Annotated in this window: 12 protein-coding genes; 4 read left to right on the forward strand and 8 right to left on the reverse strand. The window is 66.8% G+C overall.

Features of this window, described 5'->3' with window-relative positions:
* The first annotated feature begins 65 nt into the window (after nt 1–65).
* From G342_RS0103110 to G342_RS23060, 3 genes are all read left to right on the forward strand, one after another.
* Nucleotides 66–563 (forward strand): pyridoxamine 5'-phosphate oxidase family protein, encoded by a 498-nt coding sequence (locus G342_RS0103110; protein WP_018181643.1) that lies wholly within the window; start codon nt 66–68, stop codon nt 561–563.
* A gap of 200 nt (nt 564–763) precedes the next feature.
* On the forward strand, nt 764–1060 hold the full coding sequence (locus tag G342_RS0103115; protein ID WP_018181644.1) for a hypothetical protein: 297 nt from the start codon (nt 764–766) through the stop codon (nt 1058–1060).
* A gap of 159 nt (nt 1061–1219) precedes the next feature.
* Nucleotides 1220–2455, forward strand: a complete 1236-nt coding sequence (locus G342_RS23060) for an AI-2E family transporter (protein WP_051094072.1) — start codon at nt 1220–1222, stop codon at nt 2453–2455.
* A gap of 11 nt (nt 2456–2466) precedes the next feature.
* On the opposite strand, the gene G342_RS0103125 is transcribed toward G342_RS23060, so the two are convergent.
* Nucleotides 2467–4899 (reverse strand): heavy metal translocating P-type ATPase, encoded by a 2433-nt coding sequence (locus G342_RS0103125; RefSeq protein WP_018181646.1) that lies wholly within the window; start codon nt 4897–4899, stop codon nt 2467–2469.
* 159 nt (nt 4900–5058) lie between these two features.
* Here G342_RS0103125 and G342_RS0103130 point away from each other — a divergent pair, with 159 nt between their 5' ends.
* Nucleotides 5059–5580, forward strand: a complete 522-nt coding sequence (locus G342_RS0103130) for an L-2-amino-thiazoline-4-carboxylic acid hydrolase (protein WP_018181647.1) — start codon at nt 5059–5061, stop codon at nt 5578–5580.
* A 33-nt stretch (nt 5581–5613) separates the two neighbouring features.
* Here G342_RS0103130 and G342_RS0103135 read toward each other — a convergent pair whose 3' ends face one another.
* The 7 genes from G342_RS0103135 to G342_RS25910 form a co-directional block, all read right to left on the reverse strand.
* On the reverse strand, nt 5614–6081 hold the full coding sequence (locus G342_RS0103135; protein WP_018181648.1) for a cupin domain-containing protein: 468 nt from the start codon (nt 6079–6081) through the stop codon (nt 5614–5616).
* Between the two features lie 52 nt (nt 6082–6133).
* Entirely contained in the window at nt 6134–7939 is a 1806-nt protein-coding gene (locus tag G342_RS0103140) for an aminodeoxychorismate synthase component I (protein WP_018181649.1), read from the reverse strand.
* A gap of 128 nt (nt 7940–8067) precedes the next feature.
* Nucleotides 8068–8763: a response regulator transcription factor gene (locus G342_RS0103145; RefSeq protein ID WP_018181650.1), complete on the reverse strand. Its 696-nt coding sequence runs from the start codon at nt 8761–8763 to the stop codon at nt 8068–8070.
* Nucleotides 8760–11480: a sensor histidine kinase gene (locus G342_RS0103150; protein WP_018181651.1), complete on the reverse strand. Its 2721-nt coding sequence runs from the start codon at nt 11478–11480 to the stop codon at nt 8760–8762. The genes G342_RS0103145 and G342_RS0103150 overlap by 4 nt, the downstream gene beginning before the upstream one ends.
* Nucleotides 11481–11595: 115 nt before the next feature.
* A complete protein-coding gene (locus G342_RS0103155; RefSeq protein WP_018181652.1) occupies nt 11596–12201 on the reverse strand; it encodes a K(+)-transporting ATPase subunit C in 606 nt (201 codons plus the stop codon).
* An 11-nt stretch (nt 12202–12212) separates the two neighbouring features.
* On the reverse strand, nt 12213–14303 hold the full coding sequence (gene kdpB, locus G342_RS0103160; protein WP_026304066.1) for a potassium-transporting ATPase subunit KdpB: 2091 nt from the start codon (nt 14301–14303) through the stop codon (nt 12213–12215).
* 33 nt (nt 14304–14336) lie between these two features.
* On the reverse strand, nt 14337–14504 hold the full coding sequence (locus G342_RS25910; RefSeq protein ID WP_018181654.1) for a hypothetical protein: 168 nt from the start codon (nt 14502–14504) through the stop codon (nt 14337–14339).
* Nucleotide 14505: the final 1 nt, after the last annotated feature.

Raw genomic sequence — 14505 nt, forward strand, 5'->3', positions numbered from 1 at the left:
GCCAGGGGCGGGCGGCAACCAACCGCACCGCCTGACGTTCTCCAAGGGCAACCAAGGAGACCCTCATGGCCCACGAAGAAGATCACGGCAAGACGCCGGCCGAGCTCGAGGCCCGCGTCTGGCATCTGACGCAGAAGATCCAGTTTGCGCTGTTCACCGCGTGGGACGGCAACCGGATGGGGCAATGGCCGCTCACCGCCCATGTCGACAAGGAGGCACGCACCTTCTACTTCCTCGTCGACCAGAAAAGCGATCGCTACAGCCAGATCGAGAGCTATCCCGATGTCCTGCTGGGCTTCGTCGACGGCTCCACCAATGTCGTCATCGCCGGGCACGGCTCGATCAGCGACGACCGCGTGAAAATCCGGGAACTCTGGTCCGCCTTCGACAAGGCGTGGTGGGATTCGGCCGACGATCCATCGATCCGCCTGCTCACGGTGGAGCCGGACCGGGCCGAACTATGGGATTCCCCCAACCAGCTGATCGCGACCGCCGTCATGCTGACGGCGGCCGTCACCGGCGCCAAGCCGGCCTTGGGCGATCACGGCACCGTTCGCATGTAGTCTGGCGACAGGCCCGCGCCAGCGCGCGTCTGTCGGACAAACCTCCCTAGAAGCCCGAGGGCGGCTCTCATGAGCCGCCCATATTGTTTGGTGAGCCGCGGCAGAGATCCGAGATATCGAACCTCCGCGCGGACGCACCGCATTCTTTCTGTCGCCTGAATCAGCTAGGGCACCCTCTCATTGCAAGGGGGATCCAACGCGTGCCCGAGATCGAGAAACGCATCTTCATCGAGGAGAAGGACCTGGTCGCGGAGAAGAGCGACTGGGACGCGCGCAAGCTCTCGTCCGACGCGCGCGGCTGGACGTCCTACTGCTTCTTTCTCCCCGACGCGACGCGCGACGTGGTTGATCGTCAGATCCGCGCCAAGATCAGCAAGACCTATGTCCAGGTGGTGGCCACCCAGACTCCGCCTGGCGTCTGGGTCCGAGGCGCACGATATGAGCTGGAAGCCGCACTGAAGGTGCTTGAAGCGGGCCCGGCGGCCAGCCCGGCCTGAAGCCTCGCCGAGCTGCGGAATTCGTGCCGGTTTTGATCTGAGGTGATCAGGCACTGTGTTTTCTGCGCTTCGCTCTACAGATTCGAAGCGACATGATCGATACTCGGCCAAAGCGGAGGAGTTGATTTGCCAGATACGAATATCCCCAGTGAGACGCCGATGCAGGCACGAGAGCCACGGCTCCTCGGCGTCGCGGGATCATCTCGATCCGGCCTCATTCCTCCCTTGTCGGCGGCGCGCTGGCTGCTCATCCTGATCGCCGCCGCCGGAATCTACTTTTTTCACAGTTTTCTCGTCCCCGTTCTGGCAGCGCTGGTGATCGCCTTCGCCAGCTGGCCGATCTACCGCCGTATCGTCGAATTCGTCGGCGGCAACCGGACGGCGGCCGCCACGCTGGCGATCATCCTGTTCACCTGTTTCCTGATCGTCCCGATTGCCTTTGCAGCCGCCTATGCGGTCGAGGAAGTCCGGCAATTGCTGGCATGGGCAATCCAGACCAATCGTTTCGGCGCCGAAGTGCCGGCCTGGATCGCCGCCATACCGGCCGTCGGTGAATGGCTGTCGGTTCGCTGGGCCGAATATATCGGCCGGCCGGGCGCCATCGGCGAGATGATCTACGCGGTCAGCGGCGCCAATATCGGCAATATCTATCGCGCAGTTCTCGCGGCCGGCGGCGGCCTGTTCGGCCTGCTGCTCACGCTGATCTTCATGCTGATCACCCTGTTTTTCGTCTTCCGCGACGGAGAGCGCTTCGTCTCGAAGATCGACCTGATCGGCGAGCGCATCGTGCCGATGCGGTGGGAGCGGATTTCCCGCGTCGTCCCGGCGACGATCAGCTCCACCGTCACCGGCATGACGCTGATCGCGATCGGCGAGGGCATCGTCCTCGGCGTCGCCTACTGGATCGCCGGCGCGCCGTCGCCGGTCACCCTCGGCGTGCTCACCGGCATGATGGCGCTGATCCCTGGCGGGGCGCCGCTCTCGATGACACTGGTCTCGCTCTATCTCGCGGCCAGCGGCTCGATCGTCGCGGGCGTGAGCCTGTTCATCTGGGGCACGGTGGAGCTCTTCATCGTCGACAAGACGCTGCGCCCCAAGCTGGTCGGCGGTCCGATCAAGCTGCCCTTCCTGCCGACCATTTTCGGACTTGTCGGCGGCGTCAAAACCCTGGGCTTCCTCGGCCTCTTCATCGGCCCTGTGCTGATGGCCCTGATCGTGGCGATCTGGCGGGAATGGATCCGCGACATCGAATCCGTCGACCCGCCCAAGGTGGCCGGCATGCCGGCCGGCCCGGCATCGGAACTGACGGTGGTGCCGCCCGGCCTGGTGCCGGAGCAGACCATGCTCGCCGGTGATGAAGAACCGCGCCGAGAAGAGACGGCGCGGCTCTCCTAAATCCCGGGCAGTCAGATCTTGGCGACGCGTAGCCGCAGCGCGTTGACGATGACGCTGAAGGACGACAGCGCCATCGCCGCCGCCGCGATCACCGGCGACAGCAGCAAGCCGGTGATCGGATAGAGCAGGCCGGCGGCGACCGGTATGCCGGCGGCGTTGTAGACGAAGGCGAAGAACAGGTTCTGCCGGATATTGCTCATCGTCGCCTGGCTGAGCTTGCGGGCCTGGACGATGCCCAGCAGGTCGCCTCGCAAAAGAGTCACGCCGGCGCTTTCCATCGCGACGTCGGTGCCGGTGCCCATGGCGATGCCGACATCCGCCGCGGCGAGGGCAGGGGCGTCGTTGACGCCGTCGCCCGCCATGGCGACGACCTTTCCTTCGGCCCGGAACGCGGCGACGATGTTGCCCTTGTCTTCCGGCAGTACTTCCGCCTTGACCTCGTCGATGCCGAGCTGCCGCGCCACCGCGTCGGCGGTGGTCCGGTTGTCGCCCGTCAGCATGACGATGCGGATACCGGCCTCGTGCAGCGCGCGGATCGCTTCCTGGGTCGTCGGCTTGATCGGATCGGCGATCGCGATGACGCCGGCGGCCCGGCCCTCCACCGCGACAAGGATCGCCGTGGCGCCATCGCCGCGCAGAAGGTCAGCCTCGGCCTCGACCGCCGTGACGTCGATCCCGAGCTCGCGCAGATAGCGCGCATTGCCGAGCGCGAGCGACCGGCCGGCAATCTTGCCGATCACGCCCTTGCCGGAGGGAGAATCGAAATCCTCGACCGGGTCGAGCTTGATGCCGCGCTCCTGCGCCGCAGCGACGATGGCGGCGGCGAGCGGATGCTCGCTCGCCTGCTCCAGGCTCGCGGCAAGGCGAAGCAGTTCGTCCTCGGCGAATCCTGCCACCGGCCGGATCGCGGTCACGCGCGGCTTGCCCTCGGTCAGTGTGCCGGTCTTGTCGACGACGAGCACGTCGACCTTCTCCATGCGCTCCAGCGCCTCGGCGTTCTTGATCAGCACGCCCGCCTTGGCGCCGCGACCGACGCCGACCATGATCGACATCGGCGTCGCCAGACCGAGCGCGCAGGGGCAGGCGATGATCAGCACGCTCACCGCGGCGATCAGGCCATAGGCCATGGCGGGGGACGGTCCCCAGGCGGCCCAGGCGACGAAGGCTGCCAGCGCCACTAGCACGACGATAGGCACGAACCAGGACGAGACAAGGTCGGCCAGTCGCTGGATCGGCGCCCGCGAACGCTGCGCCTTGGCGACCATCTGGACGATCTGCGCCAGCATGGAATCGGCGCCGACCTTCTCGGCCCGCATGACGAAGGAACCCTGGCCGTTCAGCGTACCGCCGATCACCTTGGCGCCGGCCGTCTTGGCCACGGCAAGCGGTTCGCCGGTCACCATGGATTCGTCGACGTTGGAGCGCCCTTCCAGCACTTCGCCGTCGAGCGGAACCTTGTCGCCGGGCCGCACCCGCAGCCGGTCGCCGACCTGGACATGGCCGAGATCGACATCCGTCTCGCTGCCATCCTCGGCAATCCGCCGCGCCGTTGCCGGCGACAGGTTGAGCAGCGCCTTGATCGCACCGGACGTCTGTTCGCGCGCGCGCAGCTCCAGCACCTGGCCGAGCAGCACCAGCACGGTGATGACGGCCGCGGCCTCGAAATAGACCGCCACGGAGCCGTCATGGCCCCGGAACTCGGCGGGGAACAGGCCGGGCGCCAGCGTCGCGATCATGCTGTAGAGCCAGGCGATGCCGGTTCCCATCGCGATCAGCGTGAACATGTTCAGCGAGCGATTGACCAGCGAGTTCCAGCCCCGGACGAAGAAGGGCCAGCCCGCCCACAGCACCACCGGCGTCGCCAGCACCATCTGGATCCAGCTCGACGCTTGGCCACCGATGAGATGGCCGATATCGACGAGATGCCCCCCCATCTCGAGCAGGAAGACAGGGACGGCCAGCACGAGGCCAATCCAGAAGCGCCGCGTCATGTCGCGCAGTTCCTCGCTCGGCCCCTCGTCGCCCGTCGCGATCAGAGGCTCCAGCGCCATGCCGCAGATCGGGCAGCTGCCAGGTCCGATCTGGCGGATCTCCGGATGCATCGGGCAGGTGAAGATCGTGCCCTCCGGCGCATCGGACACAGGCGCCGCACCTGCCGGATGGGCATAGCGCTCGGGGTGTGCCTGGAACTTCGTCCGGCAGCCAGCCGAGCAGAAGAAGAAGTCTTCGCCGTGATAATGCGCGCGCTGCTTCGCCTCACGGGGATCCACGGCCATGCCGCAGACAGGGTCCTTCGCCATGCCGTCGGGCAGGGCGCCATGCGCATGGCCGGAACTGCCCTTCTGGTCATGCGAATGAGCCGGAGCATGGACGTGGCCATGGGCATGCCCCTCGGCCTCGCCGTGGCCGTGCTGATGTGGCTTGGTTCCGGTTTCCGCGACCATGGCAGAGCCTCCGTTTGGGAATCGAACGGCCAGCCTAGGGCTTCCAACTGTGGGAAGGTCAAGGCCTCCCGCTTCCCCGTGCCAAAGGAGGCGCGCATGCCGATCGAGTTCCGGATAAGATGAGGCTGCGAGCCGGTTTCCCGCCGCGAGGAGCTAGCGATGGCAGAGACCAGCAAGGAAAACAGCGCGACTGACGGTGAAATCGGAATCCTGCAGCGCCGCAGAATCGAGGCCGCGATCATCGCGCCGATCTACGCCGGCATGGTGCGGGAAATCGGCGAGGCACGCGCCCAGGCCATTCTCGACGCCGCGATCAGCCAGGCGGCCATCGACGCCGGACGGATGTTCGCCGAACGGACCGAAGGCGGCACCGACCTCAACACGTTCCAGGATCTGCAGGCGCTCTGGACGAAGGACGACGCGCTGGAGATAGAGGTGTTGCGGGCGAGCGACGAGCATTTCGACTACAATGTCCGGCGGTGCCGCTATGCCGAGACCTATCGCGAGATGGGCCTCGGCCACATCGGGCATCTCCTGTCCTGCAATCGCGACGGCGTCTTCTGTCAGGGCTACGACCCGCGCATCACCCTGCAGCGCACCCAGACCCTGATGGAGGGCGCCGAGCATTGCGACTTCCGCTACAGCTTCGATGCGACAAGCGGCGGCGAGGCCAAGCCGTAGCTCTGGCAGGCGGGGGAGACGCCGTGACCGGCATCAGGGATGCTTGTGGATGGGATCGACCCAGTAAACTTCCTCCGGCTTCTCGACGGGATCGATGGTGTCGATATTGACCACGACAGCCTCATTGTCCGAGCGCACCAACACGCATTCCAGCGGCTGCGTGGGATCGGCATTGATCTCCTGATGCGGCACGTAGGGCGGCACGAAGATGAAGTCGCCGGGCTCCGCCTCGGCCACGAATTCCAGCCGATCACCCCAGCGCATGCGGGCACGGCCGCGGACAACGTAGATGACGCTCTCGAGCTCGCCGTGGTGATGCACGCCGGTCTTGGCATTCGGCTCGATTCGCACGGTACCGGCCCAAATCTTCTGGGCGCCGACCCGGGCGTGGTTGATCGCCGCCTGCCGCAGCATGCCGGGGGTCTGCGCCGTGTTGGAATCGAGGCGGTCGCCCTTGATCACCCGGACGCCGTCATGCTTCCAGCGCATTTCGTCGCTCATCGTTCCGATCCCTCGCAAGCTTGCTGCGCGAACGATGCGCCGAGATGCCGGGTCAGTCCAGCAGATGGGCCTGCCGCAATCCACGCAGGCTGTTGCCGAGGAACCAGCGAGCCGCGCCGGCGAGGTCGCCGGGCCGCAATTGCCGTTCGACGGCGGCACCGCTCTCAATCAGGCTCTGGCGCAGGATGCCGGGCAGCAGGCCGTCGCTAACGGGCGGTGTCAGCAGCAAGCCGTTGCGCTCGACGAAGATGTTGCTCCGCGTCGCCTCGGTGACGAAGCCGGAGCGATTGAGCAGGATCGCCTCGTCGGCACCGCGTCCGACCGCCTCGCTGAACGCCGCCTCGTAGATCTGGCGCCGCGTCGTCTTGTGGCGCAGGAAGGGATCGCCGGCGTCGGCCCGGAGGCTAGCGAAGGCTGTTACCACCGGACGATCCGGCTCGGCCGCGAGGCGGGGCGCGACCATCTCGATCCCGCCATCGCGGCGCAGCTCGAGACGAACGCGGTGCTCGCCGCCCGCCGTCAGGGACGGAACCAGGGCGGCGAGCCTCGCCTCGGCGGCCGGACGATCGAAGGCGAAACCGAGCGCCCCAGCTGAGCGGGTGAGGCGATCAAGATGAAGAGCCAACCTGGCGAACCCCGTCTCGCTCGACCAGAGCAGCGTCTCGATCAGCCCGTAGTCCTCGGCGAGATCGGTCAGCACGCGCGCCTTCAGCAGGCATTCGGCATATTCCGAGGCGGCCTGCGAATCCGCGACGATGCCGCCGCCGGCGCCATATCGACCCGTCCCGTTCCCGAAGACCGTCGCCGTGCGGATGGCGACGTTGAAGCGCAGATCACCGTTCGGCCGCATGACGCCGATCGAGCCGGTGTAGACATCGCGCGGCTCCGCCTCCAGCTCGCGGATGATCTCCATCGCCCGCAACTTCGGCGCCCCGGTGATCGAGCCGCACGGGAACGCGGCCCGCATCAAATGATCGAGCGAGGTTCCCGGCAACAGTCGTGACGTCACCGTCGAGGTCAGCGTATGCAGGGTCGGATAGGTCTCGACCTTGAAAAGCTCCGGCACCTTGACCGAACCGATCTCGCTGACCCGGCCGAGATCATTGCGCAGCAGGTCGACGATCATCAGATTCTCGGCGCGCTGCTTCGGATCGTTTTGAAGGGTGTCCTGCGCCGCCTGGTCGGTCTCGGCGTTGTCGCCGCGCATTACGGTGCCCTTCATCGGGCGGGTGGTGACGACGCCGGACGCGATGTCGAGGAACAGTTCCGGCGAGACGGAGAGGATCGCGGCGTCGTCGAACGCGACCATGCCGCCATGCGACACGGGCTGGCTCGCCCGCAGCGCCGCATAGAGCGCCAGCGGATCGCCGTCATAGTGGAAGTCGACCGGGAAGGTCAGATTGATCTGGTAGGCATCGCCGTCGCGCAGATAGTCCAGCACGCGCCCGACCTGCGCCGCATGTGCGGCAGCGTCGAGCCGCGGACGGACGGCGGCGAGCGGTGGCGGCGGGGCCAGATCACCAAACACCTGGTCCAGCTCGACGGCCGGAATGGGCAGAGGCTCCCGGAACAGTCCGAACCAGAGCAGCGGAAGCGCGCGTCCGTCCGGCAGGGCAGGGCCCAGCCTCTCCTGCAGGGCATAGCCGAGTTCGTAGCTGGCGAAGCCGGCGGCATGGAGACCCCGACTGAGCCCCTGCTCGATGCGTCGGAAGGCGGCCGCGACATCCTCGCCGCGATCGCAGCGGACGATCTCGACGGGATCGCAATAAAGCTCCGCCGGAATCGAGGTGTTCAACCGATCCTCGATCAGCACGAAAGGCCGGGAAGCGGTCAGGGCGGCTCGGATCGAGGACGGCATCGGGGACGAATTCCTGGCTGGCATCGAGACATCGCGACCATGCACGACGGCGTCTGGATAGCCCGAGGACGACAGGCCGGAAAGCGCATAATCGATCGCCGGGGCGAAGCGCCGCTCCGATGTTCCACCTAGCCGTCGGACTCGCGAAAGCGATAGCCGACTCCGGTTTCGGTGCGGAGATAGATCGGCTGCTCGGGGTTCGGCTCGATCTTCTGCCGGATCTGGCGGATGTAGACCCGCAATTGTTGCACGTCATAGGCGGCGCCCCACACCTCCTGCATCAGGAAGCGATGCGTCAGGACCTTGCCGGCATGCTGCACCAGCACCCGCAGGATGTCGTACTCCTTGGGCGAGAGCTTCACCTCGTCGCCGCGCAGGCGGACGATGCGCCGGACCAGGTCGACGGAGAGCTCGCCTGCCTTGAAGATCGGCTTCTCGCCCTGGACTTGCAGCCGATGCCGCAGCGCGACGCGCAGCCGCGCGATCAGCTCGTTCATGCCGAACGGCTTGGTCACATAATCGTCGGCGCCGGTTTCCAGCGCCTGGACGATGCCGGCCTCGTCGGTGCGGCTCGACAGGATGACGATCGGCACCGAGGCGCCGGCCTCCTGCCATCGCTCCAGAAGCGCATGGCCGGACATGTCCGGCAGGCCGAGATCCAGGATGATGAGATCGGGCGCCGCCGTCTCGGCCAGCTCCAGGGCCGTGCGACCGTCCGGCGCCTCGATCACCACATAGCCCTGCGTGCCGAGCCCGGCCTTCAGCAAACGCCGGATCGGCGGCTCGTCATCGACGACGAGGATCTTGATGGATGCGGCGGTCATGCGCCCCCCTCGATGGAATTGGATCGCGGCGGCACCGGCATCTCGATCTGGAAGATTGCGCCGGATCGGTCGGTGCGGTTGGCGACGACGATGGTGCCGCCCATGGCCTCGACGAAGCCGCGGGCGATCGACAGGCCGAGGCCCGTACCGGCCCGGACATGATCGCCCTTCTGAACCCGATAGAACTTGCCGAAGATCCGGTCCAGGTCCTCGCCCGGCACGCCGGCTCCCTCGTCGATGAGCCGGATCGTCAGGCTCTTTTGACCGGCGACCGCCTCGAGGCGGATCTCGCTGCCGGCCGGCGCGTATTTCGCGGCGTTGTCGACGAGATTGAACAGCACCTGCTCGAACAGCACCGGATCGACCCGGATCATGGGCAGATCCGGGGCGATGGCCACGGCGAGCCGATGATCGCGCAGGATCTTGGCGGCGCGGTTCAGCACGCTGCCGACGATCTCGTCGACATCGTGCAGGGCGAAATTGGGCTCGACGGCGCCGGATTCGAGCCGGGTCATGTCGAGGAGGTTGGCGATGAAGCGGTTCAGCCGCTCCGACTCGTCCTGGATGGTCCGCAGCAGATCGTCCTTGGTCGCATCGTCCAGCCCGCTGCCGAAATCGCGCAGCGTGCCGGCGGCGCCGAGAATGCCGGCGAGCGGCGTCTTCAGATCGTGCGAGATCGAGGTCAGCAGCGCCGACCGCAGGCGGTCGGTCTCGGCCGTCAACCGCGCCCTGTCGACATCCTCGACCAGGTAGACGCGCTCGATGGCGAGCGCCGCCTGATCGGCGAGCGCATCGAGCAACCGGCGCTGGTCCGGCGTCAGGATCGGTCCCGAGCGATCGTCGGAGCTGATGCCGACGGCGCCGATCGCGCTGCGCCCGGTCTTCAGCGGCAGGAACAGCCATTTTCCGCCCGGCAGCGTGTCGGAACCGCGCCCGGCCGGCTGATCGTTCTCGAACGCCCATTTCGCCGCGGCGATGTCGGCCGGATCGATCATGTCCTCCGGCGGATAGCCGGCCCGCACCGCGAACTGGTCGCGCTCGCCAAGCAGCACGACGACCTTGACCTTCAGCATCGAGGCGACCTGGTAGACCGTCGCCCACAGCACATCATCGATCGCGCCGACGCCCGCCAGCTTGCGGCTGAAGGAATAGAGCTGCTCGGTCGTGCGGGCGCGGCTGCGCGCCGTGATCGCCTGCGCCCGGACGCGCGCCGCGAGATTGGAGACGACCACCGTCACGATCGCGAAGATCACCAGCGCCGCGACATTGGTCGGATCGGCGATGGTGAAGGTGTAGGTCGGCGGCAGGAAGAAGAAGTTGTAGGCGAGCGACGCGGCCGCCGTCGCGGCCAGCGCCGGCAGCAGGCCATAGCGCCCTGCTACGGCGATGATGCCGAGCAGGAAGATCAGATCGACATTCTCGATGCCGACATAGGGCTGGATCAGCTTGCTGATGCCGGTCGACGCGGCGACGGCGCCCAGCGCGGCAAGATAGGCGATCGGCGGACCGCCATTGGCGGCGCGGGCGGCCGGCTTGCCCGCTAGGCTCTCAGCGGGTGCAGCGCTGGCCTCGCCGGCGATGACATGGACGCTGATGGCGCCCGACCGGCGCACCAGCTCATGCACCACCGAGCCATGCAGCATCTCGAACCACCGCGAGCGTTCCGATTTGCCGATGATGATGTGGTTGACGTTGCGCGTCCGGGCATGGCCGAGGACATCCTCGGCAATGCTCCGGTCGCCGCCCGGCAGGGTGGTCGCCTCGCCGCCGAGATGCTCAGCCAGTCGCAGCACCTCGGCGATACGGTCATGCTCTGCCTCGGAGAGTTGCTGGCTCCGGGCGGTCTCGACATAGAGCGCTTCGAACGGCGCGTGCAGCCGGTCGGCGAGCCGCTTGGCATAGCGGACCAGGGCCGGCGCGCGCGGATCCTCGCTGACGCATACGAGAACGCGCTCGCCGGCGCCCCAGGGCCCGGCAATGGCGTGGCTTTGCATATGGCTGAGCAACTGCTCATCGACCCGCTGCGCCGTGCGCCGGAGCGCCAGTTCGCGGAGGGCCGTCAGATTGCCGGGCTGGAAGAAGTGATGGACGGCCCGCTTCGCCGTGGTCGGCAGATAGACCTTGCCCTCCTGCAGGCGGTGGATCAGATCTGCCGGCGAGAGATCAACCACCTCAATGTCGTCGGCGCCATCGAGCACGGAATCCGGTACCGTCTCGCGGACCCGGACCCGGGTGATCTGCGCGACGACATCGTTCAGGCTCTCGACATGCTGGATGTTCAGCGTGGTGTAGACGTCGATGCCGGCGTCGAGCAGCTCCTCGACATCCATGTAGCGCTTCGGATGCCGGCTTTCGGGCGCGTTGGTATGGGCGAGCTCATCGACCAGCACGAGCTGCGGTCGCCGCGCCAGGACCGCATCGAGATCCATCTCCTCGAGGATCTGGCCGCGATGCGCGATCTTGCGGCGAGGCACGACCTCGAAGCCGTCGACCAGCGCCTCGGTCTCGGCGCGGCCATGCGTCTCGACGACGGCGATGACGACATCGACGCCGGAGCGCCGCTTCGCATGGCCGGATTGCAGCATTTCATAGGTCTTGCCGACACCCGGCGCCGCGCCGAGGAAAATCTTCAGCCGGCCGCGGCCCTCGCGATGCGCCGCGGCCAGCAGGGCGTCGGGGGACGGTCTCGTATCTTCCCGGTTCTGGAAGTCGTTCATCAGCTACCGATCAAACGGCGATGGGCGGATCTCCCGATCCGCCCTGCCATACAAGTGAGGAGCCTGCGTGTCGCCGTCAGCCGGCGGACACGCTAGAAGGTTTCGGCGGAGATGATCAGTTCGCCGCCGCCGCGTCGAGCGCCAAGTTGAGCTTCAGCACATTGACCCGCGGCTCGCCGATCAGTCCGAACAGCCTGTCCTCCGTGCCGGCCTCAACCAGCGCCGCGACCTGCTGTTCCGGCAGGTTGCGCGCCTTGGCGACGCGCGGCACCTGAAAGTTCGCCGCTTCCGGCGTGATGTGAGGATCGAGGCCGCTGCCGGTCGTCGTCACCAGATCCATCGGAATCGGCGCGCTCGGGTTTTCCGTCTTGAGGGCAGACGCGTCGGCCCTGATGCGGTCGATCAGCGCCGGGTTGGTCGGGCCGAGATTCGAGCCCATCGAGTTGGCCGCATTGTAGGGCTGCGCCACCGACTTCGACGGGTCGCTCGGATCGGCGCCCGTCGTGGCGGAAGGCCGGCCGTGGAAATAGCGGTCGCTGGTGAAGGACTGCCCGATCAGTTCCGAACCGACGACCTTGCCGTCCCTCGTGATCAGGCTGCCATTGGCCTGGTCCGGGAAGATCAGCTGAGCCACTTCGGTCATGGCGAGGGGATAGGCGAGACCCAGGATGACGGTCAGGCCGACGATCATCACAAGGGCAGGGCGGATTTGCTTCAGCATGATGCTTGTCCTCAAGCGAGGCCGAGCGCGGTGACGATCACGTCGATCGCCTTGATGCCGACGAAGGGCACCAGAATACCGCCAAGGCCATAGATCAGGAGATTGCGACGGAGCAGGGAAGCCGCACCGACTGCATGATAGCGGACGCCTTTGAGAGCGAGCGGGATCAGCGCGATGATGATCAGCGCGTTGAAGATGATCGCCGACAGGATGGCGCTCTGCGGCGTCGAGAGCCCCATCACGTTGAGCACGCCCAGCTGCGGATAGAAGGCGACGAACATTGCCGGGATGATCGCGAAATACTTGGCGATGTCGTTGGCGATCGAGAAGGTCGTCAGCGCGCCGCGCGTCATGAGCAACTGCTTGCCGATTTCGACGATCTCGATGAGCTTGGTCGGATCGCTGTCGAGGTCGACCATGTTGCCGGCCTCGCGGGCGGCGACCGTTCCGGTGTTCATCGCCACGCCGACATCCGCCTGCGCCAGCGCCGGCGCGTCATTGGTGCCGTCGCCGCACATGGCGACCAGCTTGCCCTTGGCCTGTTCCTCGCGGATCAGCGCCAGCTTGTTCTCCGGCGTCGCCTGGGCGAGGAAGTCGTCGACGCCAGCCTCGGCGGCGATCGCCGCCGCGGTCATCGGATTGTCGCCGGTGATCATCACGGTGCGGATGCCCATGCGGCGGAGTTCGGCGAAGCGCTCGCGAATGCCGCCCTTGACGATGTCCTTCAGGTGGACGACGCCGAGCAGGGCTCCGTCGCGGGCAACCGCCAAAGGCGTGCCGCCGGACTTGCCGATCTCCTCGGCGATGGCCTTCACCTCCCGCATGATCTCGGGATTCACGGCGAGTTTCAGCGCGGAACTGCCGGCGGCGATCGGCACGGTGTCGACGTAGGCGAGGATCGAGTCGACCGCGCCCTTGCGAATGGAGGAGCCGTCGACGTCGACGCCGCTCATCCGCGTCTGCGCCGTGAAGGGCACGAAATGGGCATGCAACTGCGCCATGTCGCGGGCACGGATGCCGTATTTCTCCTTGGCGAGAACGACAATCGAGCGGCCCTCTGGCGTCTCGTCGGCCAGCGATGCCAATTGCGCGGCATCGGCGAGCTCGGCGGCGGTGACGCCGCGCACCGGGCGGAATTCCGTCGCCTGGCGATTGCCGAGCGTGATCGTGCCGGTCTTGTCGAGCAGCAGCGTATCGACGTCGCCGGCGGCCTCGACGGCGCGGCCCGACATGGCGAGCACGTTGAAGCGCACCAGCCGGTCCATGCCGGCGATGCCAATCGCCGACAGCAGGGCGCCGATGGTCGTCGGGATCAGCGTGACGAAGAGCGCGACGAGCACGATCACCGGGATCGATCCGCCGGCATAGGCGGCGAAGCTCGGGATCGTGGCGGTTGCAATGACGAAGATCAGCGTCATGCCGGCGAGCAGGATGTTGAGGGCGATCTCGTTCGGCGTCTTCTGCCGCGAGGCGCCTTCGACCAGCGCGATCATCCGGTCGATGAAGGTCGAGCCGGCGGCCGCGGTGATGCGAACCCGCATCCAGTCGGACAGCACCTGCGTGCCGCCGGTGACGGCCGAGCGATCGCCGCCGGATTCGCGGATGACCGGGGCCGATTCTCCGGTGATCGCCGCTTCGTTGACCGAGGCGACGCCTTCGATGACTTCGCCGTCGGAAGGGATGATGTCGCCGCTCTCGACCAGCACGACGTCGCCGATCTGCAGGCTGTTGCCAGGCACCATCGTGTAGACGGACAGATCGGCATCCGGGCCGGCGAGCCGCTTGGCCTGCGTCTCCGTACGGGTCCGGCGAAGCGATTCCGCCTGCGCCTTGCCCCGGCCTTCGGCGACTGCCTCGGCGAAGTTCGCGAAGAGGACGGTGAACCAGAGCCAGACATTGATCTGGAACGAGAAGCCGAGATCGCCGCGGCCGGTGACTAGGTCACGGACGAACAGCACCGTCGTCAGCACCGAGACGACCGCGACGACGAAGATCACCGGGTTCCCGGCGAGGGTCCGGGGATCGAGCTTCGCAAAGGAAGCGCCGATCGCCGGCACGAGGATACGAGCGTCGAACAAGCTCGTGGATTTTATGTGGCTCATGGGATGATCCCGAAATGATCCGGAGGACCGCCGTCAGGCGGCGAGCGCCGGAAAGAGCGTGGCGATGAGATAGAGGAGGCCGACCACCGCGCCGAGCGTGGCGAGCATGGCGATCAGCAGTTCGGAGGCCCGGCAGACATCCGGTGTCGCCAGGACCCGGGCGCTGGCCCGGATCCTCCTTGGTTGCGGTCCGTTGCGCATG

Origin of the sequence: Kaistia granuli DSM 23481 (assembly GCF_000380505.1) — a bacterium.
Taxonomy (GTDB): domain Bacteria; phylum Pseudomonadota; class Alphaproteobacteria; order Rhizobiales; family Kaistiaceae; genus Kaistia; species Kaistia granuli.